The following is a 22712-nucleotide window of genomic DNA, read 5'->3' on the forward strand; positions in this document are numbered from 1 at the left end:
GTACTGCTCTGAGCAAAAAGGGCGCCAATTCTCGTGTTTGCTCATAGCCGTTGCAAATCAATTGGATACGCATGCGTCTCGGGGCAGCTTTCATATGCTTGTTGCACCGTTTTCTGACCGACAAGACAAAAACGGCCATAACTTGGTGCGCCGCCGTCTGAGTGATGTCAGGCGCTGCGCATATGAGGTGCTTGGGATGTGACGGACGTATGAGCGCCCGAGCGCAAGATCGCTGCCCGCAGCGCACCCCTTGGAGGGGAACGCGTAGGGAGGGCGCCGCCTTGCTGTTAGCGGCCCTGCGCCTGTTCGATCAGTAGGCGCCGGGTCGTTTTCAACAGGCGGTCGGACAGCTCAGGATCCTTGACGCTGCGTGACAGCATCAGGGCGCCGACCATGGCTGAGAGCAGCAGTACGCTTTGCTCGTCGGCTTTATCGCTGTCGAGGTCGCCTTCGATCCGCATCAGACGTTCGCGTACCAGGGCGTCGGTGGTCTCGCTGGCTGCGCCGCGCTGGCCCAGCTCGGCAGACATGGTAGGCAGCGGGCAACCGGCGCCTGGGTTAGCGCGATGCGCGCTGGACAGGTAGCTGGCGATAAAGCGCGTGAGCGGCGCCTCCGCCTCCTTGCCCAGTGATTCGGCGTTGTTGGAAAGCTCCTGCGCGGCGTGACGAAGCGCGGTCTCCACCAGATCATCCTTTGACTTGAAGTGGGCGTAAAAGCCGCCGTGGGTCAGGCCCAGCGCTTTCATCAGCGGTTGCAGGCCGGTCGCGCCGACGCCGTCGCGGCGAAAGCGCAGGGCCGCCTCCTCGATGATGCGTTGGTGGGTCTTGGCCTTGTGATCTTCCGAATAGCGCATGGGCTTTCCCGTGTTTCAGATGCCGGTCGTCATCTTACACCTGCGTCGCTGTTCTGGCGCGGGGCGTTCATGTCGAGAATCAGGCAGGTGGTGGAGGCAACGGCATAAAGGCGTTCATCGACGTCATACAGGCGACCCTCAGCCAGGGCCGTGGAGCGACCGAGGTGGATGATGCGGCCTTCGGCGCGCACCGGGCCGGCCTCGCTGCGCAGCGCACGGATGTAGCTCACCCGCAGGTCTGTGGTCGTATAGCCCTGGCCCGGCTTGAGCAGGGTATGCACGGCGCAGCCCATGCAGGAGTCGAGCAGGGTGGCGATGTAGCCGCCATGCACGCTGCCCAGTGGGTTGTAGTGACGCTGACCCGGCGTGCCCTGAAAGACGAACAGGCCGCTGGCCCAATGCATCGGAGTGAAGTCGAGCACGGCGTTGATCGGTGGTGACGGCAGGTCGCCGCGGCCGATACCGCCGAAGAAATCCATCGGCGTCATGGCCGCCACTTCGGCTAGGCTGAGCGTGCCGGGGGCGGCGAGCTGGCTGCGAATGGTCTGTTCCTCCGCGACCCAGCTGGCGAGGCGGGCCTCACGTGATAAGGCGGTCATACGGGCTCCTAGTAAAGATGATGGACGACATTCAATGTTTCATATTATGGTTGAAATATAAATAGCCGCCAGTCATCCGGCTCGGAGCCTGTCATGCGTCCATCTCAAACGTTGTTGATCATCCTGATGCTGCTCACTGCGCTCGGGGAAACCTCCACGCAGCTGCTGATTCCAGCGTTGGGCGAGCTGGAGCGAGGGCTGAGTGCCGAGCCCGGCAGCAGCCTGCTGGCGCTTTCGTTATTCGTCTGTGCCTTTGGCCTGGGACAACTGCTGCTCGGGCCGCTGTCCGATCGATTGGGGCGGCGCCCGGTATTGCTGCTCGGGCTGAGTCTCTATCTGTTGGCGACCCTGGGCATGTTGCTAGCGCCGAATATCGAGGTGCTGATCGGCATGCGCGTACTGCAGGGTCTGGGCGCCTGCGCTGCGCTGGTACTGGCGCGCGCCATCGTCCGCGATGTGTGGCAGGAGCAGGCGGGGCCGGCCCTGGCACTGACGGTGCTGGGTATGTTCGCGGCGATCGTGCTGTCGCCGGTGGTCGGCGGTTTGCTGACCCAGTATGGAGGCTGGCGTGCGCCACTGCTGGCCACCCTGGTGCTTGGCAGCCTGGCGCTGCTGTCCGTGCTTGGCGGCTACCGCGAGACGCATCTGCAGCGTGACCCGCAGGCTGGTCGTTTCAAGGGGCTGCTGGCCAACTATCTGCAGGTACTGCCCAGTTGCCGATCGTTGGCGCTGACCATCGCCTGTACCTACGGCGCGATGTTCGTCGTGGTGGCCGGCTCGTCGTCGATATACATCGGTTTGCTGGGGCTGAGCGCCGCGCAGTACGGGTTGACCTTTGCCCTGATGGTTTCCGGCCTGCTCGGCGGTGCGCTGTTCACCCTGCGCAACGTACAGCGACTGGGACCGCAGCGGGTCGTCGGGATCGGCGTGGCGCTGGTGCTGCTCGGGTCGCTGCTGACCCTGGCAGTCTACCTGCTGTTCGGCCTGTCGCTATTGGGGCTGTCGCTGCCGCAGGTGCTGGTGACGCTGGGCGGCGGCATGCTGCTGCCCGCCGCCGTGGCCGGCGCGGTGCTTCCCAATCCGCAGCGCGCCGGCTTGGCAGCAGGGCTGATGGGCTTCTCGCAGATGGCTGGCGCCACCCTGGCGGGATTGCTGCTCGGCGCCCTGCAGGATGGCTCGGCCTGGCCTATGGTTGCCTTGAACGCGCTGTTCGCCGTGCTGGCGTTTCTGTTCTTCCACCTTCTGCGTGTCCGCCCGGCCGTTACGGCTGCGGTGGTCGGCAAACTTCCCTGATTCGAGGACAAAGCAATGAGCAGCTATGACGTGGTCATCATCGGCGCCGGCCCCGGCGGCTACAACGCCGCCATTCGTGCCGGCCAGTTGGGCCTGAAGGTGGCCTGCGTGGAAGGGCGTGAGACCCTCGGCGGCACCTGCCTGAACGTCGGTTGCATGCCCTCCAAGGCGCTGCTGCATGCCTCCGAACTCTACGAGGCGGCGGCCGGTGGCGAGCTGAGTGCATTGGGTGTGGAAGTCACGCCGACGCTCAACCTGGCGCAGATGATGAAGCAGAAGGCGGACAGCGTCGAAGCGCTGACCAAGGGCGTGGAATTCCTGTTTCGCAAGAACAAGGTGGAATGGATCAAGGGCTGGGGGCGTATCGACGGCCCTGGCCGCGTGCAGGTCAAACTGCACGAGGGCGGCGAGCGGCTGCTGGAGACGAAGAACATCGTCATCGCCACTGGCTCCGAACCGACGCCGCTGCCCGGGGTCAGCATCGACAATGCGCGTATCCTCGACTCCACCGGCGCGCTGTCGCTGCCCGAGGTGCCCAGGCATCTGGTCGTAATCGGTGCTGGGGTGATTGGCCTGGAGCTGGGTTCTGTCTGGCGCCGCCTGGGCAGCCAGGTCACGGTGGTGGAGTACCTGGAGCGCATCTGTCCCGGCCTGGATGGCGAAACCGCCAAGACCCTGCAGCGCACCCTGGGCAAGCAGGGCATGGGCTTCAAGTTGGGCGCCAAGGTCACGGGCGCGAAGACGAGCCAGTCCGGCGTGACCCTGACGCTGGAGCCGGCCGCTGGCGGTCCGAGCGAGACCCTGGACGCCGATTACGTGCTGGTGGCCATCGGCCGACGCCCCTACACCACGGGGTTGGGGCTGGAGAGCGTCGGCCTGAATACCGACAAGCGCGGCATGCTGGGCAACGAAAAACATCAGAGCGGCGTGCCCGGTGTGTGGGTGATTGGTGATGTCACCTCCGGACCGATGCTCGCGCATAAGGCCGAGGACGAGGCGGTGGCCTGCATCGAGCGCATCGCCGGGCACGCTGCGGAGGTCAACTACGGGGTGATTCCCGGCGTGATCTATACGCGCCCAGAGGTGGCCAGCGTCGGCAAGGGAGAGGAGGAGCTGAAGGCAGAGGGGCGTGCCTACAAGGTCGGCAAGTTTCCCTTCACCGCCAACAGCCGGGCGAAGATCAACCACGAGACCGAAGGTTTCGTGAAGATCCTCGCCGATGCCAACACCGACCAGATTCTCGGAGTGCACATGATCGGCCCGAGCGTGGGTGAGTTGATCGGCGAGTATTGCGTGGCCATGGAGTTCTCCGCCTCGGCCGAGGACATCGCGCTGACCTGCCACCCACACCCGACCCGCTCCGAGGCCGGGCGCCAGGCAGCGATGGGCGTGCATGGCTGGACGATGCAGGCTTAGTGGGCGTTTAGCCCTTGTCCGCCGGTCTCTTCGGGTTGCACCTTGGCACGCGCCAGGGCTCGTAGCCCGGATGCGATCCGGTAAATGCGCCAAGCGCGCCCAGATTGCATCCGGGCTTTATCAGGGAACGTGCTCGAGATTCACCGGTTCACCTGGCTTGATGTGCAGCTTGTTGCGGATATCGGCGAATACCTTGTCGTACTCGTCGCGGCCACGCATGACCGGGCTGCAGTTGGGCGGCAGGCCATGGCGGGCGGCGATGCGGGTGGCGACGCTGGCGAAATTGAAGGCCACGTCGCGGTGCAGTTCGAAGGCCTCCTCGAAGTGCCGGCCATCCACCTCGCCAACCATGCGCATATGCAGCATCGGCCCCTGCTGCGTGTCGTTGCGTACTTCGTAGTAGAAATCCACCGAGAAGGGCGGCGCCAGGCGCAGGCCTTCCGGGCGGTCGAGGTTGTCACGGTGCAGATGGCCGGGGGTGAACATTTCTGTGCTCCTGCGAGAACGCGGCGAGGCCGTGGCCTCGTCACGGATCAGCGGTAATCGATGCCTTCGGTGTCCAGACCGATGCGAGTACCGGAGCTGCCCTGAACGATGGCCTCGATGTTTTCCAGCGAGCCGATCACGGCGGTTTTGCCGGTGTTGCGCGCGAACTCGCAGGCGGCCTGCACCTTGGGGCCCATCGAGCCGGCGGCAAAGCCGAGTTTTTCCATTTCGTCGGGGTGGGCGGCGGCGATGGATTTCTGTCCGGGTTTGCCCCACTCGACGTAGGCCGCGTCGACATCGGTGGCGATCACCAGCAAATCGGCATTCAGTTGTTCGGCCAGCAGTGCCGAGCACAGGTCCTTGTCGATCACCGCCTCGACGCCGCGTAGCTGCTTGCCGTCGTACATGGTGGGAATGCCGCCACCACCGGCGCAGATCACCACGCTGCCCTTTTCCAACAGCCATTTGATCGGGCGGATTTCGAAGATTCGTTGTGGTCTGGGGCTGGCTACCACGCGGCGAAACTTGTCGCCGTCCGGGGCGATGCTCCAGCCTTTCTCGGCAGCCAGGCGTTCGGCCTCTGCCTGGGGGTAAACCGGGCCGATGGGTTTGGTAGGTTTCTGAAACGCCGGGTCGGCGCCGTCCACTTCGACCTGGGTGAGGATGGTGGCGAAGGGCACCTCGAACGGCAGCAGGTTGCCCAGCTCCTGTTCGATCATGTAGCCGATCATGCCTTCGGTTTCAGCACCCAGTACGTCCAGCGGGTAGGGGTTGGCCGCATCATAGGCGTTGCCCTGCAGGGCCAGCAGGCCGACCTGCGGGCCGTTGCCGTGGGCGATCACCAGCTCGTTGCCGGGCGCTACCTTGGCAATTTGCCGGCAGGCGATACGCACATTTTCGCGCTGGTTTTCCGCAGTCATGGCTTCGCCGCGGCGAAGCAGGGCGTTGCCGCCCAGGGCGATGACGAGTCGCATGGTGTTCTCCTTGTTCGAGGTTTGGCCCGGCTGCCATATGGGGAGGTGAAGGAGCTATTCCCGGATTTCATCCGGGCTACGTGACTGCGTCACCGGACAGACCCTCTCCCCCGGCCCCCTCTCCCGCAAGCGGGAGAGGGGAGGCAAGCGTGCAGCGTCAGATGTCAGCCAGGGTCGAAACCAATATCGCCTTGATCGTGTGCATGCGGTTTTCCGCCTGCTCGAAGGCGATGTTCCAGGGCGATTCGAACACCTCTTCAGTCACCTCGATGCCGTTCTTCAGGTTCGGATACTGTTCGGCGATCTGCTTGCCGACCTTGGTTTCGCTGTTGTGGAAGGCCGGCAGGCAGTGCATGAACTTCACTCGCGGATTACCAGCGGCCTTCATGATCTCGGCGTTGACCTGATAGGGCAGTAACTCCTGGATGCGCTCGCCCCAGGCGTCGACCGGCTCACCCATGGAAACCCAGACGTCGGTGTGGACGAAGTCCACGCCCTTGACCGCTTCCTTCGGATCTTCGGTGAGCAGGATGCGTGCGCCGCTTTCCTCGGCGAATTTCTTGCAGGCGGCAACATGTTCGTCGCTCGGCCAGAGTGCCTTGGGGGCGGCGATGCGGACGTCCATGCCGAGCTTGGCGCCGATCAGCAGCAGCGAGTTACCCATGTTGTTGCGTGCATCACCGAGGTAGGCGTAGGCGATGTCGTGCAGCGGCTTGTCGGCGTGCTCGCGCATGGTCAGCACGTCGGCGAGCATCTGCGTCGGGTGATATTCGTCGGTCAGGCCGTTGAACACCGGCACGCCGGCGTAGGTGGCCAGTTCTTCGACGATCTCCTGCTTGAAGCCGCGGTATTCGATGGCGTCGTACATGCGGCCGAGCACGCGGGCGGTGTCCTTCATCGATTCCTTGTGGCCGATCTGCGACGAGTTGGGGTCGATGTAGGTGACGTTGGCGCCCTGGTCGTAGGCCGCCACCTCGAAGGCGCAGCGGGTGCGGGTCGAAGTCTTCTCGAAGATCAGCGCGATGTTCTTGCGCTTGAGGTGCTGTTGCTCGGTGCCGGTGTACTTGGCGCGTTTGAGGTCGCGCGACAGGTCGAGCAGATAACGCAGCTCGCGGGTGCTGTGATGCATCAGGCTGAGCAGATTACGATTGCGCATATTGAAAGCCATGATTCTCTCCTCGTGGGTAGTTGAAACGCCCCCGGCGGTGGATGCCCGCCGGGGCTGGCTGGATCAGTAGTCGATGGGGTCGCGGATGATCGGGCAGGTCATGCAGTGGCCACCGCCACGGCCGCGCCCCAGTTCGCTGGCGCTGATGGTGATGACCTCGACGCCGGCCTTGCGCAGCAGGGTGTTGGTGTAGGTGTTGCGGTCATAGCCGACCACCAAGCCCGGCTCCAGGCAGACCACGTTGTTGCCGTCGTCCCATTGCTCGCGCTCGGCCTCGTAGGCATCGCCGCCGGTTTCCACCACGCGCAGCTTCGGCAGGTTGAGGGACGCGGCGACGACCTCGACGAAGGACTTGTCCTCGCGGCGCACATCGATGCCGCCGGGGCGGCTTTCGTCCGGGCGCAGGGTGAAGGGCACGATGCCGTTGGCCACTTCCGGGAAAATGGTCACCAGGTCGCGGTCGCAGAAGCTGAATACGGTGTCCAGGTGCATGGCCGCACGGGAGCGGCCGAGGCCGGCGACGATGACCTTGTCTGCCGCGCCTTTGGCGAACAGCGCACGCGCCACCTGGCCGATGGCTTGGTGCGAGCTGCGCTCACCCATGCCGATCAGCACGGTGCCGTTGCCGATGGGCATCACGTCGCCGCCTTCCAGGGTGGCCGAGCCGTGATCCTTGTCCGGATCGCCGTACCAGATCTCGAAGGATTCATTGGCGAAGTCCGGGTGGAAGGTGTAGATGGCGCTGGCGAGCAGGGTTTCCTGACGGCGTGCCGGCCAGTACATCGGGTTGAGGGTGACGCCGCCATAGATCCAGCAGGTGGTGTCGCGAGTGAACTGGGTGTTGGGCAGCGGCGGGAAGATGAAGCTGGATTCGCCCAGGTAGGCGTTGAACATCTTCGCCGCCGCGGAATCCTTGTGCTTGACCAGATCGGCCCCGGAAACGCCGCCGATGAGGAACTCGGCGATGCGCCGTGGCTCCAGGCCCTCGATGAAAGAACGCACTTCGTTCTGCAGGCCGAGGCCGACGCTGTTGGGGGTGATCTTGCGGTCGAGGATCCACTTCAGCGCGGCGGGATCGCTGATGGTCTCTTCCAGCAGGTTGTGCATCTCCACGACCTCGATGCCGCGCTCGCGCATCTTGGTCATGAAGTCGAAATGGTCGCGCTTGGCCTGCGATACCCAGATCACGTCGTCGAACAGCAGTTCGTCGCAGTTGGCGGGTGTCAGGCGCAGGTGGGCGAGGCCCGGAGAGCAGACCATCACCTTGTGCAGCTTGCCGGCTTCGGAATGAACGCCTAGGGCTTTCTTGGACATGTCAAACTCCTTCTCGTGGAACGTGGCCCCGGAAGGTCCGGGGCGGCACTTTTACAAACTCAGGAAACCGTCATACAGGCCGAATGCGGCAATGCCGGCGCCGATCAGTACGGCGATGAAGATCAGCTTCTCGACGCCCGTGAACACCGGTTGGCCCAGCTCGCGCTTGGCCTTGGCGAACAGGATTGCGCCAGGGGCATAGAGCAGCGCGGAGAGCAGCAGGTACTGCACGCCGGCGGCGTACACCAGCCACACCGCATACAGCGTGGAGATCAGCGCGATCAGCAGATCCTTGTTGCGTTCGCCGGCGGCGTTTTCGTAGGTCTCGCCGCGCAAGGCCAGCAGCACGGCGTAGGCACTCGACCAGAAGTACGGCACCAGAATCATCGAGGTGGCCAGATACAGCAGGCTGAGGTAGGTGGACTCGCTGAACAGGGTGATGATCAGAAACAGCTGGATCAGCCCGTTGGACAGCCACAGCGCGTTAGCCGGGACCTGGTTGGCGTTCTCCTTGCGCAGGAACTCCGGCATGGTGTGGTCACTGGCGCTGGCGAAGAGAATCTCGGCGCACAGTAGTGTCCACGACAGCAGCGCCCCGGCCAGCGAGATGATCAGGCCGATGGAGATCAGTTGCGCCCCCCAGGGGCCGACTACCTGTTCCAGCACGGCAGCCATCGACGGGTTTTTCAGTCCGGCCAGTTCGGCCTGGGCGAGGATGCCCTGACTGAGGATGTTGACCAGCACTAATAGCAGGAGCACGCCGATGAAGCCGATGACGGTGGCCTTGCCGACATCGCTGCGTTTCTCGGCGCGGGCGGAGAAGATGCTCGCACCCTCGATACCGATGAACACCCAGACGGTGACCAGCATCATGTTGCGCACCTGATCCATCACGCTGCCGAGCTCGGTGTTGCCGCTGCCCCAGAAGTCCGAGGTGAACACGTCCATCTTGAAGGCGACGGCGGCGATGACGATGAACAGCGCCAGCGGCAGCATCTTGGCGATGGTGGTGATGGTATTAATGAAGGCCGCTTCCCTGATCCCGCGCAGCACCAGAAAGTGCAGCAGCCAGAGCACGATAGAGGCGCAGATGATCGCCGGCAGGGTGTTGCCCTCGCCGAATACCGGAAAGAAGTAGCCGAGGGTGGAGAACAGCAACACCATGTAGCTGACGTTGCCGATCCAGGCGCTGATCCAGTAACCCCAAGCCGAGGAGAAACCCATGTAGTCGCCGAAGCCGGCCTTAGCGTAGGCATACACCCCGCCATTGAGGTCGGGTTTGCGGTTGGCCAGGGTCTGGAAGACGAAAGCCAGGGTGAGCATGCCGACACCGGTGATCAGCCAGCCAATAAGGGTGGCGCCGGCACTGGCACTGGCGGCGATATTCTGCGGCAGGGAGAAGATCCCGCCGCCAACCATTGAACCAACAACCAGAGCGATCAACGCGCCGAGGCGCAGTTTTTGAGTCGAGTCAGACATAGCGAGACCTCCTTGGTCTAGTAATAACTACCGGGCAGACTCTTTCGGAGTTTTCCTAATGTTTAACAAGTTCAATGCAGTCGTGATAAATGGGGTTAGAAAGTTTGAAGGTGGTATCACGAAACCGCTGTCATTGCTGAATCAGAGCGTCCTGATGGTATTCACCTGATCTTTATTTATACGTTGGGGTTTCCCGTCAGGTTGCTTAAATTCGTAGAAACCACTTTTTGCATCGTATTTGGGTTCGTCTAGTGTCTGGATTTCCTGACCGCTGTTGAGCACGATCAGCGAGGGGGTAGAACAGCCAGCAAGCAGGCTGAGAGTCAGAGCGGAAAGTACAAGGCAGATTTTTTTCATGATGATGCTCCTAAGTTGTCGTCAGTAAAGTTGGCTTCTAATGTTTCTTCCGGTAGGAAGTCTTTGTCCGGGTTGTAGTCAGGCTTGAGGAAGCTGTCCAGCGCTTCCAGGTCAGCCGGACTGAGGGTGCCGGCGGCCTGCTTCAGGCGCAGGTTGTTGAGGATGTAGTCATAGCGCGCGTCGTTGTAGTTGCGCACCGCGCTGTACAGCTGACGCTGGGCATCGAGCACATCGACGATGTTGCGGGTGCCGACCTGGTAGCCGATCTCGGTGGCTTCCAGGGCGCTCTGGTTGGAGATGATCGACTGGCGGCGCGCCTGCACGGTCTCCACGTCGGTATTCACCGCACGGAACAGGTTACGGGTGTTCTGCACCACCTGGCGGCGCAAGCTTTCGCGCAACTGCTCGGTCTGCCCCAGGCGCTGATAGGCCTCACGCACCTGCGAGCTGGTCAGGCCGCCGCTGTACAGCGGGATATTCAGTTGCAGGCCGATGGAGCGCTGCGAAACATCGCCACCGTATGTAGTGGGTGACGCAGCAGAGTTGGTAAAGCCCAGGCTGTCATTGTCGCCCTTCTGATAGCTGGCCACGGCATCCAGGGTCGGCGCATGGCCGGCCTTGCGCTGGCGCAGGTTTTCCTCGGCAGCATCGACCGCGAAGAAGCTGGCCTGCAGATTGAGGTTCTGCGCAGCGGCGGTATCGACCCAGGTTTTGGCGTCGTTCGGTGTCGGCGCCAATACCGGCAAGGTATGCACGATACCTTCGACTGCCGTGTAGCTGCGATTGGTCAGCGCCACCAGGGCCTCGAAGGCATCATCCACGGCGCGCTCGGCGAGAATGCGGTTGGCTCGGGCAGTGTCGAAACCGGCCTGCGCTTCGAGCACGTCGGTCTTGTCGGAAAGGCCAACATCGAAGCGCTCGTTGGCCTGATCCAGCTGGCGCTTGAACGCCGCCTCTTCGGCACGGGTCGAGGCCAGGGTGTCCTGGGCGCGCAACACGGCAAAGTAGGTCTCGGCGCTCTGCAGAATCAAGCTCTGCTCGGTCGCTGACAGCTCCAGCGCCGCCTGCTCACTGGTCGCCTCGGCCGCCTGCAGCTGGAACCATCGATCGGCACGGAACAGTGGCTGGCTCAGGTTGGCCTGATACACCAGACCGCTGCGCGACAGGGTGTTACTCGGCGAATCGAGCTCGGTGCGGGTATCGCCATAATTGGCCCCCGCCGACAGGTTGGGCAGCAGCCCGGCACGCGCCTGCGGCACCACTTCGCGACGCGCCTGGTAGTCGGCGCGAGCGGCAGCGATATCGGCGTTGTTCTTCGCTGCTTGTTTGTACACGGTGACCAGGTCGGTTTTGGCCGGGGTGGGTAGGGAGGTTGCCCAGCCCTGTGCTGGGATGCCCAGGCAGATGGCTGTCACCAGGGCCAACCTAGCGGTTGTGGTTATCTCCACGTATTAGTTTCCTTATTTGGTCTGTCTTGCATGTCTATTCGAATGGCACCGTGTGGATGGCCTTCTCAATGCAGGGATTTGCGCAGCCGCGACAAGGCACCGATGAAAAACACGCTACCGATGGCGCCTAGGGCAAGCATTTGCGGCCAGACGACAGCCGGGCCGGCGCCACGGAAGAGAATGGCTTGGGCTAGCTCGACGAAGTGCGTGGTGGGTGCCGCCAGCATGACGTTCTGTACGACTTCCGGCATGCTTTCGCGCGGGGTCATGCCGCCGGAGAGAATCTGCAGAGGCATCAGCACGAGAATGATCAGCAGGCCCAGCTGTGGCATCGAGCGGGCCAGGGTGCCGAAGAAGATGCCCATCGAGGTGGTGGCGAACAGGTGCAGGGCGACACCGCCGAGGAACAACAGCACGGAGCCGGGAATGGGGACGGCCAGCCAGCCCTCGATGATGATGCGCATGGACAGGGCGGTGGCGGCCAGCACCACTAGGCCCATCGACCAGACCTTGGCCGACATGATCTCGAACGGCGTGACGGGCATCACCAGCAGGTGCTCGATGGTGCCGTGTTCGCGTTCGCGGATCAGTGCGGCGCCGGTGAGGATGATCGACAGCATGGTGATCTGGCTGACGATTGCGTTGACGGAGCCGAACCAGGATTGCACCAGGTTGGGGTTGTACTGCATGCGTACCACCGCTTCGACGGGTACCGCGTTGGCGCCACGAAAGCGCCTGAGGAACTCGCCGACCTCGTCATTAATGATCTGCTGGATATGTCCAGCCCCCGTGAACGCTTGGCTGACTTGTGTGGCATCGACATTGAGCTGGATGGTTGGCTGGCGTCCGGCTAGCAGATCTTGCTGGAACTGCGGCGGGATGTTCAGGGTGAAGGTATAGCGCCCGGCGTCCATGCCGCTGTCCATGGTTTCCAGGTCGATGGCCGCGGGCTTGATGAAGTAGGGCAACTGGAAGCCGCCGACGATGCGCGTCGACAGTTGCGAGCGATCCTCGTCGAGCACGCCAATGCTGGCCCGGTGCGGCGACTCCGGCACACTGTTGGCTTGGGAGTAAATGCTCAGGGTGAAGGCGTAGAGGATCAGCAGCAACAGGGCCGGGTCGCGATACAGGCTGCGCAGTTCCTTGATGCCCAACTGCAGGATGTTGTTCAGTTTGCGCATCTTATTTCTCCTGCTTCTTCAGGCCGGCGACGCTGAGCAGGGTCAGTGTGGGGATGGTGATCAGCAAGGGAATGAAGTAGGGGTAGAGTTCGGCCAGGCCCAGCGCCTTGGAGAACACGCCACGGCTGATGATCAGGAAATGGCTGGTCGGGTAGAGGTTGCCGATCAAGGCGCTGGCGCCTTCCAAGGCCGATACCGGGTGGATCAGACCGGAGAATTGCGTAGCCGGCACCACGGTGGCGATGGCGGTGCCGAAGATCGCGGCGATCTGGCTATTGAGCACCGAGGAGATCAGCAGGCCGAGGCTGGTGGCGCAGGTCACGTAGAGCAGTGCGCCGAGTGTCAGGGTCAGCATGCTGCCCTTGACCGGCACATCGAAGAAGCAGACCGAGAAGGCCACCAGCATGAAGAAGTTGGCCATGCCCAGGGCGATATAGGGCAACTGCTTGCCGATCAGGAACTCCAGGCGGGTCACCGGCGTGACGTAGAAGTTGGTGATCGAGCCCAGCTCCTTTTCCCGCACCACGCCCAGGGCGGTGAGCATCGCCGGAATCATCATCAACAGGATCGGGATCACCGCCGGCACCATGGCTTGCAGGCTTTGCACATCGGGGTTGTAGCGGTAGCGCAGGGCGATGTCGAACTGGCTGCGGGCCGCATTCCCGGGAGCCGTCGCGGCAAGCTGCTGCAGGTAGCCCTGGTGGATGCCCTGTACGTAGCCCTTGACCGTATTGGCGCGGGTCGGCATGGCGCCGTCGACCCAGAATCCCAGCTGTGGTACGTCACCGCGCTTGAGCTCGCGACCGAAGCCTGGCGGAATCTCCACGGCCAGGCTGATATCGCCCTGGCGCATGCGCCGTTCGAGTTCGTCGTAGTCGCGCAGTGGCGGTTTTTCCTGGAAATAGCGCGAGCCGGTAAGGGTCTCGGCATAGGCGGCGCTGGTGGTGGTCTGGTCGCGATCGAGTACCGCGTAGCTCAGATCCTCGACATCCAGGTTGATGCCGTAGCCCATGATGAACATCAGCAGAACCGTACCGATCAAGGCCAGGGTGGCGCGAACAGGATCGCGGCGCAGTTCCATGGCTTCGCGCTGGGCGTAGCTGTACAGGCGCCGAGGGCTGAAACATGATTTTGCCGCGCTGGCATGGACGAATTCCGCCTCCTCTGGTGCCTGCTGCGGGGCGTCCGCCGGTGTGTCGTCAGCGGCATCGCGCAGGTAGGCGATGAAGGTTTCTTCCAAGGTGGACAGGCCGCGCTTGGCCATCAGCGCCTGCGGCGTGTCACTGTCCAACACGCGGCCGGCGTGCATCATCGACATGCGGTCGCAGCGCAGCGCCTCGTTCATGAAATGGGTGGAAATGAAGATGGTCACGCCATCCTTGCGCGACAGGTCGATCAACAGCTCCCAGAAGCCGTCGCGGGCTACCGGGTCGACGCCGGAAGTCGGCTCGTCGAGGATCAGGATCTCCGGCTGGTGAATCACCGCCACCGCCAGCGACAGGCGCTGGCGCACCCCCAGGGGCAGATCCTCCGGCAACTGCTCGGCGACTCCCTGAAGATCGAACCTGTCGAGCATTTCCTGAATGCGCGCGGGACGCCGTTGCGGCGGGATTTCGAACAGCCGGGCATGCAGGTCGAGGTTCTGCAGCACACTCAACTCGCTGTACAGCGAGAACGCCTGGGACATGTAGCCGACCCGGCGGCGGGTGTCGATGTTCCTTGGGTCGACCGGTTTGCCGAACAGGAAGGCTTCGCCTTCGCTGGCCGGCTGCAGCCCGGTGAGCATCTTCATGGTGGTCGACTTGCCGCAGCCGTTGGAGCCGAGGAAGCCGAAGATTTCCCCGCGCTCGATGCGGAAATCTACATGATCGACGGCGACGAAATCACCAAAGCGGCAGGTCAGGCCGTGCGCCTCGATGGCCACCGCATTCTCGCCGCTGGCCGCCGGGCGCGGTGGAATCACTAGGGTATGGTGGCCGCTGCGCTTGGCTTCGGGCAACAGGGCGATGAAGGCTTCTTCCAGATTGTCGGTGCCGGTGCGTTCGAGCAGTTCGCCAGGGGTTCCGATATCCAGCACCTTGCCGTCGTCCATGGCCACCAGCCAGTCGAAACGCTGGGCTTCGTCCATGTAGGCGGTGGCGACCAGCACGCTCATGCCGGGGCGGCGCTTGCGAATGCGCTCGATCAATTCCCAGAACTGGTTGCGCGCCAGCGGGTCGACGCCGGTGGTGGGTTCGTCGAGGATCAACAGATCCGGATCGTGGATCAGCGCACAGCACAAGCCGAGCTTCTGTTTCATGCCGCCGGACAGCTTGCCCGCCGGGCGTTCGACAAACGGCGCCAGGCCGGTGCTTTGCGTCAGGTCGGCAATCCGCGCCCTGCGCTCCTGCTCATCCTGGCCGAACAGGCGGCCGAAGAAGTCGAGGTTCTCGAACACGGTCAGGGTCGGGTAGAGATTCTTGCCCAGGCCCTGGGGCATGTAGGCGATGCGCGGGCAGACGTCGCGGCGGTGGCCGGCATCGGCCATGTCGCCGTCGAGCACCCGTATCGTGCCGTCCTGCATCCTACGCGCCCCGGCGATCAGGGCCAGCAGGCTGGACTTGCCCACGCCATCTGGGCCGATCAGGCCGACCATGCGGTTGGCGGGGATGTCGAGGGTGACCGCGTCCACCGCGCAGGTTTTGTTGTAGCGCAGGCTGACCTCGATCAGTTGCACCACGCTGGGGTCGTTCGCTGTCATGGTGTGATTCGCACGTGCAGGCTTTCGGGCCACTCGGCGGCGGCGTCAAGTTTCAGGTAGGCCATGCCGGGAACCCCGGTCTTGACCTGTTCGAGGTGTTTTTGCAGCAGTTCTGGATCGATTCGGGCCTTGACCCGGAACATCAGTTTTTCCCGTTCGTTGGCGGTTTCCACTGTCTTGGGGGTGAACTGTGCGACGCTGGCGACGAAGGTCACCTTGGCTGGAATTACATATTGCGGTGCGGCATCCAGGATCAGTCGCACGTCCGCGCCCAGGGCGACTCGACCAGCCTGTTGCGCCGGCAGGAAGACGTTCATGTACACGTCGTTGAGGTCGACCAGATTGAGTACCTTGCCGCCGGCACCCAAGACTTCACCTGGCTGGCTGACGCGATACTGCACACGGCCACTTCGGGGCGCCTTTAGCCGGCTGTCCTCGATATCCGCTTGCAGCCGCTCGACGCTGGCCTGGGCTGCCTCCACGCTGGATTCGGCCTCGATCACCTGCGATTGCGCAGCATCTATGGCGGCCTGGCTCGACAGAACCTGGGAACGGGCGGCGCTGAGTGCGGCCTGGCTGCTTTGCAGGGCGGCCAGGTCATCGTCGAGTTTCTGCTGGGGCAAGGCATTGCGTCTGACCAGGGTCTCGGTACGGGCGTAGCGCTTCTGCGCCGCAGTCAGCTCGGCCTGACGCTGGTGCACAACGGCTTCGGCGGTGGCTTTCTCGCTGATGCGCAGGGAAACTTGGGAATGGGCCGTGCGGGTGGCGTTCTGCGCCTGGCGAACCTGGGCCTGGGCCTGGCTCAACTGGGCGGTGAGCACCTGGATGTCCATTTGCGCGAGTACTTGTCCGGCGGCGACGAAATCGCCTTCGTCGACGTCGATCTGCAGCAGACGGCCAGCTAGTTTCGTGGCGACGTCCACTTCGGTTGCCTCGATCCGGCCATTGGCGCTGGCGAAACCGGAACCCAGGCCGCTCGGGCGCAGTTCCAGCCAGACCAGTGCGGCCACGGCGGCCAGGGCGACGGCGGAGGCCGTGTGGATCAGGGTTTTCTTCTGTTGTGGCTTCATCGAGGGTTTCCTAAACTTCGGGCGGTCATTGCTTCACGTAGCGCCCAGGCGCTTGTTCTAGGGGAGGGTATTCGGCATTGCCCATCCGCGTGATGGCGGGCCGGAGCTGGCCGGCATGCCCGGCCAGCCAGGCGAACCAATCGACCCACCAACTACCTGCGTGTTGTTGAGCGCTTTGTAGCCAGTCGTCAGCAATCGGCGTGATGTGCTCGTTTACCCAGTAATGGCGTTTGTTGCTTGCTGGTGGGTTAATCACTCCGGCGATGTGGCCAGAAGATCCGAGGACGAAGCGTTTCGATCCCCCAAGAAGAGCCGTGCTGGCATAGGCACTGCGCCATGGGACTATGTGGTCATCGTGGGTTCCGAGGAGGTAGGCTGGCGCCTCTATGGAGCGCAGATCCAGCTTGACCCCGCACAGCTCCAGCTCGCCCGACTTGAGGTCGTTCTGCAGGTAGGTGTGGCGCAGATACCAGCAGTACATGGGGCCAGGTAGGTTGGTACTGTCGTTGTTCCAGAACAGCAGATCTAGGGCGCGTGGTTTCTGTCCCTTGAGGTACTTGTCGACGTTGTAGTTCCACCACAGCTCGTTGGGCCGCAGCAGGGAGAAGGTGTTGCCCATATCCTCTCCGCGGAACAGGCCACATTTACCACCATGGCCACCGATGGTGCGCTCGCGGTAGGCCACCAGTTGCTCATCGACAAAGACACTGATCGGCCCGGTATCAAGGTAGTCGAGGAAGGTGGCGAACAGGCTCAGACTGGCAATGTCGTGGTCGCCCCTCGCAGCCAGCACTGCCAACGCGCAGCTCAGCAGGGTGCCGCCGATGCAGAAGCCCAGGCAGTTCAGATGACGCTCGCCACTGATGACCCGGGTAGTGCGTAGGGCGCTGATCACTCCGTCCTGGATGATCTGCTCCCAGGTGATGTCAGCCTGTTTCTGGGTGAAGTTGCGCCAGGACATCAGGAATACCGGGTGACCCTGTTCCAGCAGATGGCGAACCAGAGAATTTTCCGGGCTGAGGTCGAGGATGTAGTACTTGTTGATGGCCGGCGGGACGATAAATATTGGCCTCTGGTACTGTGTATCGGTGAGCGGCAGGTATTGGATCAACTGGAACAGCGGAGTTTCCAGCACCACCTCACCGGGAGTGACGGCGAGATTCACGCCAACTTCGAAGTCGCCTCGGTCGCATTGACGCAACTTGCCTTCTTGTAGGTCTCCGGCCAGATGCAATAGACCACTGAGCAGGCTGGCCCCCTGGGTTTCCACCAGGCATTTCAGGGCATCGGGATTGCTCAGCAGGAAGTTGCTCGGGGCGCTTGCGGCGATTGCCTGCTCGATCAGGTAGCGCAGACGCTGACGTGGCTTCTCTTCTTTGATGGTGAGCAGCTCCAGCAATTTCAGCAGAAATCCGGAATTCAGCAGGTAGAAGGCGGCCATGGAACCGAACAACGGTTCACTCCAGTTGCCACTAGCGAAACGCCGGTCGTCGAAGTCGAACGGTTGACGGGCCAGCAGTTGCTGGCCAAGCGCTGTCCATTGTTGCTGGTAGTCAACCTGCAATTGTTCCAACGCTTCGGGGGAGACATTGAACCACTGGCTTTGGTCATGCCCGTTGAACCAAGAGTTTTGCGCTACGTACAGGCGCAGTTGCTGTAGGGCGAAGCTGGTGATGAAAGGCGCCTGTCCTGACCAGTAGTGAGCGAAAGAATGTGAATTGTTCATGTTCATGGTTTGTCCAAGAAAATGAAAAAAGGCCGCGCCCGGCAAAGGGCACGGTGCGATCATTTCGGGGAATACCCTCACCGCCATCCAGGCGGTGAGGGTGCAGGGGAGCTCGCCCGATAGATCCGCGAAATCGTTAGTCAGCGTTCAATGGCCAGCGCCACGCCCTGGCCGCCGCCGATGCACAGCGTCGCCAGGCCTTTCTTGGCATCGCGGCGGATCATCTCGTGCAGCAGGCTGACCAGCACGCGGCAGCCGGAGGCGCCGATCGGGTGGCCAAGGGCGATGGCGCCGCCGTTGACGTTGACCTTGGCGGCATCCCAGCCCAGCTCCTGACCAACGGCCAGTGCCTGGACGGCGAAGGCTTCGTTGGCTTCGATCAGGTCTAGCTCGTTCAGGCTCCAGCCGGCTTTGTCCAGGCAGTGGCGGCTGGCCGAGACCGGGGCGATACCCATGATCGCCGGATCGACGCCTGCGTTGGCATAGGCGCTGATTTTCGCCAGCACCGACAGGCCCAGCGCTTTGGCCTTGGCTGCGCTCATCAGCAGCACGGCGGCGGCGCCATCGTTGAGGCTGGAGGCATTGCCGGCGGTAACGCTGCCGTCCTTCTTGAACGCCGGCTTGAGTTTGGCCAGCGACTCGGCGGTGGTGCCGGCACGCGGCTGCTCGTCACGGGCGAAGGCGATTGGATCGCCCTTGCGCTGCGGGATCAGCACCGGGGTTATCTCGGCGTCGAAACGACCAGCTTCGATGGCGGCCACGGCCTTCTGCTGCGAGGCGGCGGCAAAGGCGTCCTGGGCTTCACGGCTGATGCCGTACTTGTCCACCAGGTTCTCGGCGGTGATGCCCATGTGGTAATCGTTGAAGGCATCCCACAGGCCATCGACGATCATGCTGTCGAGCATCTGCGCATGGCCCATGCGCAGGCCGGTGCGGGCTTTGGGCAGCACGTAGGGCGACAGGCTCATGTTCTCCATGCCGCCGGCAATGATCACCTCGGCATCGCCGCAACGGATAGCCTGGGCAGCCAGGTGCAGGGCCTTGAGGCCCGAGCCGCAGACCTTGTTCAGGGTCATCGCAGGAACGACGTGGGGCAGGCCGGCGCGAATCACAGCCTGGCGTGCGGGGTTCTGTCCGGACGCGGCAGTGAGCACCTGGCCGAGGATCACTTCATCGACCTGGGCAGCATCGAGGCCGGTCTGCTCGAGCAGGCGCCGGATGACGATGGCGCCGAGTTCCGGTGCCGGAATCTCGGCCAGGCTGCCTTGGAAGCTACCGATGGCGGTGCGGGTTGCAGCGACGATAACGACGTCGATCATCTGGAATGCCTCATGTTATGACTAGTCGATTGCGCATCACTGCATATTCATGCCGCCGTTCACCGAGAAGTCGGCGCCGGTGGCATAGGCGGATTGATCAGAGGCTAGCCAGGCTACGATCGAGGCAATTTCCTCAGGCTGGCCGAGGCGACCGACGGGGATTCCGGCAATCATGCCTTCAAGGATGTCTGGGCGAATTGCCGCAGTCATATCTGTCTTGATATAGCCAGGGGAAACCGTATTGACGGTCACGCCCTTGCCACTCACTTCTCGGGCCAAAGCCATGCTGAAACCATGGATACCGGCTTTGGCTGCAGAGTAGTTGGTCTGGCCGAACTGACCCCGCTGTCCATTGATCGAGGATATGTTGATGACACGCCCCCAGCCCTTGGTCAGCATGCTCTCGATGACCTGACGGGTTGTGTTGAACAGGCCGGTGAGGTTGGTATCGATCACTGCTTTCCAGTTTTCGGGAGGCATCTTGCGTAGCGTACCGTCTCGGGTGATCCCCGCATTGTTGACCAGTACATCAATCGGGCCGACATTTTCGCGCACCATCTCAAAAGCCTGGCGGGTGCTGTCCCAGTCGGTGATGTCGCAGTCGATGCAGTGGAAGTGGAAGCCAGCCTCTAATTGCTTCGCCATCCAAGAGGCTTTGCGGCTTGAGTAGGGGCCGCAACTCACCACTACGGTGAAACCATCCTGGTGCAGGCGCTGGCTGATCGCTGTGCCGATGCCGCCCATGCCGCCGGTGACCAGTGCTATACGTGTCGAATTACTCGAAGTAGCCACTGACCATGCCTCCTTAATCGAAGCCTTGATATTTTGGTCAAGCTTCCGGTGCTTCACGGGCAGGAACAATGTTTCTGGGTGACGCTGGGTTGTCCTTGCGCGCCAATTCTGTCGCGTTTTGACAGTGGTTCGGCCTGGTCTTGATCTGGATCAGGAAGAATGCCTTGCGGGCCTCTAATATGCGTATTTCACGGCGATCAATCGTTTGCCTTTCGGCTGGGAACGGGCGCAGAGGGATGCTATGTACAGGATCAGTTCCAGTTACGTCGGGATGCTGGTGGCTATGCTGCAGGCGGAGGGACTGGATGCGGTGCGTTTGTGTCGTGAGGCAGGAATCGATATGTGTTTGCTGGCACAGGAGGATGCGTTCTTCACGCGCGCTAGCGCCTATCGACTGATGGCGCTGGCCGAGTTGGATTCGGACAATCCGAATCTCGGCCTCAAGGCTGCCGTGCATTTCAAACCTGGCAGTTTCCAGTTGGTGGGCTACGTGATGATGTCCAGTGCCAACCTGAAACAGGCTCTGGAGCATTTTGTGCGTTTTCACTTGCTACTTGGCAATGGTGTCACTCTCGCACTGTCTCCTGAGCAAGGCGGGCGTCTGCGTTTGACATGTTTGGAGCATCCTGAAGAGGGCTGTCCCAGAAATCGAGCGTTTGAGGATGCCGGTGCCGCAGCCCTGTTGGGTTTTTGCCGTTGGCTGATGGGGGGAGGGCTGCCGCAACCGCTGCAATTCGATTTTGTCCATGACGAGCCGGGTAATCTCCCTGAATATCAGCAGTTATTCGGGTGTTCGTTACGTTTCGGTGCCCAGCACACTAGTGTCCTGTTCGACCAGCAAGAATTGTTGCGCCCGTTGAGCACGGCCAATGAGGCGCTTGCGTTGTTACATAAGCGCTTCGCCGAGTTTCGTCTGGGGCAGTTGGGTGGTGTCTCCTTGGGGGGGCGCGTGCGTGGCCTGATAATCGAGCGCCTGGGTCAGGAAGGATGCGACATGGAGTCGATCGGACTGGCTCTTTGCATAAGCAAGCGTACCCTGCAGCGAGGCCTGGAAAAGGAAGGGCTGAAGTTCAAGGACATTCTCGGTGATGTTCGCCGGCAGTCGGCCGATTATTACCTGTGCCGCAGCTCATACAGTCTGACCCAGGTGGCCGAGTACCTGGGGTTCCACGATCAGAGCAGTTTCCACAAGGCCTGCCTGCGCTGGTTCGGGAGGTCTCCGGGTCGATACCGGCTGGACGAAGGCGAGCAGAGTACGCCCCATGAGGATGTCTCAGATGCCGCTCATCAGGCTGATGATCAGTGCATTGACGATATCGATGAAGAAGCCGCAGACCAGCGGAACGATAATGAACGCCTGGTGCGCGGCTCCGTAGCGCTGAGTAACTGCCGTCATGTTGACGATGGCCGTTGCAGTTGAACCCAGGGCGATGCCGCCGAAGCCGGCGGCTATCACGCTGGCTTCGTAGTTGCGGCCCATACAACGGAAAACCAGCAATACGGTATAGAGGATCGTCAATGTTATCTGCAATGCTAGGACTGTGACGACGAAGACCAGAACACCGCCTAACTGCCACAACTGCAGTCCCATCAGCGCCATGACTAGAAACATACCCAGGCAGATATCGGATATCAGCGCCAACCCTTGGCCGGCTCCGCTCCAGTGCTTGATGCGTTGACCGCCGATGGCTGCTTGCAACAGGTTACGAATGACGATCCCGGCCAACAGGCAACTGACAAACGAGGGGAGGGTGATTCCGCTGTTGAGCAGCAGCAAGTTGAAGCCGTGGCCCAACATCAGCGTCATGTTCAACCACATCCAGGCCCACAGGATGTCGTAATGGCTGATGGGGGCGGAGATGTCTGCCGAGGTTGCTGGTACTCCAACTTCCAGGTCTGAATCGCGAGAGGGGGTTAAGGCGTGGCGGCGTATCAGGTAGTTAGCGATCGGCCCGCCGATACAGCACGCTGCGATCAACCCCACTGTGTTACTGGCAATACCTAGCTCCATGGCATTTTCGATGCCCAATTGCTCGGTGAACAGCGGTGCCCAGGCCAGGGTGGTACCGACGCCGCCGGTGAGCGAGATCGAGCCGAGCATCAGGCCGGCTCTGGGATCCAGGCCGAAACCGCTGGCCACGCCCATACTCAGCAGGTTCTGCAAGACGATGAACACGCTGGCGAGTACCAGCAGAATTAGCAGCGGGCGGCCACCCTTGACCAGGTTGCGGATATCCGACTTCAACCCGATGCCTGCGAAGAAGTAGAGCAGCAGTACATCGCGTACCTCCAGGTCGAAGACCACTTCGATATCCAGTATGTAGAACAGAACGGCGGTAACAGCGGCACAAAGGAAGCCACCGAGCACTGGTTCTGGAATGCTGTAGCGGCCTAGTGGTTCGTAACGCTGTGCGAGCCTCTTGCCCGCGAACAGCAGCATGATCGCCAGAGTAAAACTGACCAGCCCCTCAACGAGAAAGGTATTGTCCTGCATGA

18 protein-coding genes and 1 pseudogene are annotated in these 22712 nt (G+C 62.1%); 3 read left to right on the top strand and 16 right to left on the bottom strand.

Annotated elements, in window-relative coordinates; all coding sequences use genetic code 11:
• Positions 1–287: 287 nt before the first annotated feature.
• Both B3P22_RS21945 and B3P22_RS21950 read right to left on the bottom strand, forming a co-directional pair.
• The gene (locus tag B3P22_RS21945) at positions 288–854 is read right to left on the bottom strand and encodes a TetR/AcrR family transcriptional regulator (RefSeq protein ID WP_296272534.1); all 567 of its coding nucleotides are present in this window, start codon (positions 852–854) and stop codon (positions 288–290) included.
• A gap of 29 nt (positions 855–883) precedes the next feature.
• Positions 884–1453, bottom strand: a complete 570-nt coding sequence (locus B3P22_RS21950) for a PaaI family thioesterase (RefSeq protein ID WP_296272535.1) — start codon at positions 1451–1453, stop codon at positions 884–886.
• A gap of 93 nt (positions 1454–1546) precedes the next feature.
• Here B3P22_RS21950 and B3P22_RS21955 point away from each other — a divergent pair, with 93 nt between their 5' ends.
• Together B3P22_RS21955 and lpdA are read left to right on the top strand one after the other, a co-directional pair.
• Positions 1547–2746 carry a Bcr/CflA family efflux MFS transporter gene (locus tag B3P22_RS21955; RefSeq protein ID WP_296272536.1) on the top strand — a complete coding sequence of 400 codons (1200 nt, stop codon included), beginning with the start codon at positions 1547–1549 and terminating at the stop codon, positions 2744–2746.
• Positions 2747–2761: 15 nt separating this feature from the next.
• Positions 2762–4162: a dihydrolipoyl dehydrogenase gene (gene lpdA / locus B3P22_RS21960; protein WP_296272537.1), complete on the top strand. Its 1401-nt coding sequence runs from the start codon at positions 2762–2764 to the stop codon at positions 4160–4162.
• Between the two features lie 120 nt (positions 4163–4282).
• Here lpdA and B3P22_RS21965 read toward each other — a convergent pair whose 3' ends face one another.
• The 13 genes from B3P22_RS21965 to phbB form a co-directional block, all read right to left on the bottom strand.
• Entirely contained in the window at positions 4283–4648 is a 366-nt protein-coding gene (locus B3P22_RS21965) for a DUF5064 family protein (RefSeq protein WP_197854902.1), read from the bottom strand.
• 47 nt (positions 4649–4695) lie between these two features.
• On the bottom strand, positions 4696–5622 hold the full coding sequence (gene arcC, locus B3P22_RS21970) for a carbamate kinase (protein WP_197854903.1): 927 nt from the start codon (positions 5620–5622) through the stop codon (positions 4696–4698).
• Between the two features lie 157 nt (positions 5623–5779).
• A complete protein-coding gene (locus B3P22_RS21975; RefSeq protein ID WP_197854904.1) occupies positions 5780–6790 on the bottom strand; it encodes an ornithine carbamoyltransferase in 1011 nt (336 codons plus the stop codon).
• A gap of 63 nt (positions 6791–6853) precedes the next feature.
• Positions 6854–8104, bottom strand: coding sequence for an arginine deiminase (gene arcA, locus B3P22_RS21980; protein ID WP_296272538.1), 1251 nt, complete (start codon positions 8102–8104; stop codon positions 6854–6856).
• A 51-nt stretch (positions 8105–8155) separates the two neighbouring features.
• Positions 8156–9583 carry an arginine-ornithine antiporter gene (gene arcD / locus B3P22_RS21985; RefSeq protein WP_011911900.1) on the bottom strand — a complete coding sequence of 476 codons (1428 nt, stop codon included), beginning with the start codon at positions 9581–9583 and terminating at the stop codon, positions 8156–8158.
• 141 nt (positions 9584–9724) lie between these two features.
• Entirely contained in the window at positions 9725–9940 is a 216-nt protein-coding gene (locus tag B3P22_RS21990) for a YgdI/YgdR family lipoprotein (RefSeq protein WP_010563423.1), read from the bottom strand.
• Positions 9937–11388 (bottom strand): TolC family outer membrane protein, encoded by a 1452-nt coding sequence (locus tag B3P22_RS21995; RefSeq protein ID WP_038664460.1) that lies wholly within the window; start codon positions 11386–11388, stop codon positions 9937–9939. Before B3P22_RS21995 ends, B3P22_RS21990 begins: the two co-directional genes overlap by 4 nt.
• A gap of 65 nt (positions 11389–11453) precedes the next feature.
• The gene (locus tag B3P22_RS22000) at positions 11454–12569 is read right to left on the bottom strand and encodes an ABC transporter permease (protein ID WP_038664457.1); all 1116 of its coding nucleotides are present in this window, start codon (positions 12567–12569) and stop codon (positions 11454–11456) included.
• Position 12570: 1 nt separating this feature from the next.
• Entirely contained in the window at positions 12571–15309 is a 2739-nt protein-coding gene (rbbA, locus tag B3P22_RS22005; RefSeq protein ID WP_106733390.1) for a ribosome-associated ATPase/putative transporter RbbA, read from the bottom strand.
• Positions 15306–16379: an HlyD family secretion protein gene (locus B3P22_RS22010; protein WP_003464255.1), complete on the bottom strand. Its 1074-nt coding sequence runs from the start codon at positions 16377–16379 to the stop codon at positions 15306–15308. Before B3P22_RS22010 ends, rbbA begins: the two co-directional genes overlap by 4 nt.
• A 25-nt stretch (positions 16380–16404) precedes the next feature.
• Complete coding sequence (gene phaC, locus B3P22_RS22015) at positions 16405–18105, bottom strand: class I poly(R)-hydroxyalkanoic acid synthase (protein ID WP_296272539.1); 1701 nt, start codon at positions 18103–18105, stop codon at positions 16405–16407.
• 140 nt (positions 18106–18245) lie between these two features.
• A complete protein-coding gene (locus tag B3P22_RS22020) occupies positions 18246–19424 on the bottom strand; it encodes an acetyl-CoA C-acetyltransferase (protein ID WP_003464250.1) in 1179 nt (392 codons plus the stop codon).
• 36 nt (positions 19425–19460) lie between these two features.
• Positions 19461–20216, bottom strand: a complete 756-nt coding sequence (gene phbB, locus B3P22_RS22025) for an acetoacetyl-CoA reductase (protein WP_011911905.1) — start codon at positions 20214–20216, stop codon at positions 19461–19463.
• Between the two features lie 283 nt (positions 20217–20499).
• On the opposite strand from phbB, the pseudogene B3P22_RS22030 reads away from it, so the two are divergent.
• Positions 20500–21438: pseudogene (locus tag B3P22_RS22030) on the top strand (AraC family transcriptional regulator); the annotation flags it as partial.
• A 51-nt stretch (positions 21439–21489) separates the two neighbouring features.
• Here the strand turns inward: B3P22_RS22030 and gltS are convergent.
• Positions 21490–22710 carry a sodium/glutamate symporter gene (gene gltS / locus B3P22_RS22035; protein ID WP_296272540.1) on the bottom strand — a complete coding sequence of 407 codons (1221 nt, stop codon included), beginning with the start codon at positions 22708–22710 and terminating at the stop codon, positions 21490–21492.
• Positions 22711–22712: the final 2 nt, after the last annotated feature.

The organism is Pseudomonas sp. UBA6323 (assembly GCF_002439135.1).
In the GTDB taxonomy this organism is placed as follows: domain Bacteria; phylum Pseudomonadota; class Gammaproteobacteria; order Pseudomonadales; family Pseudomonadaceae; genus Aquipseudomonas.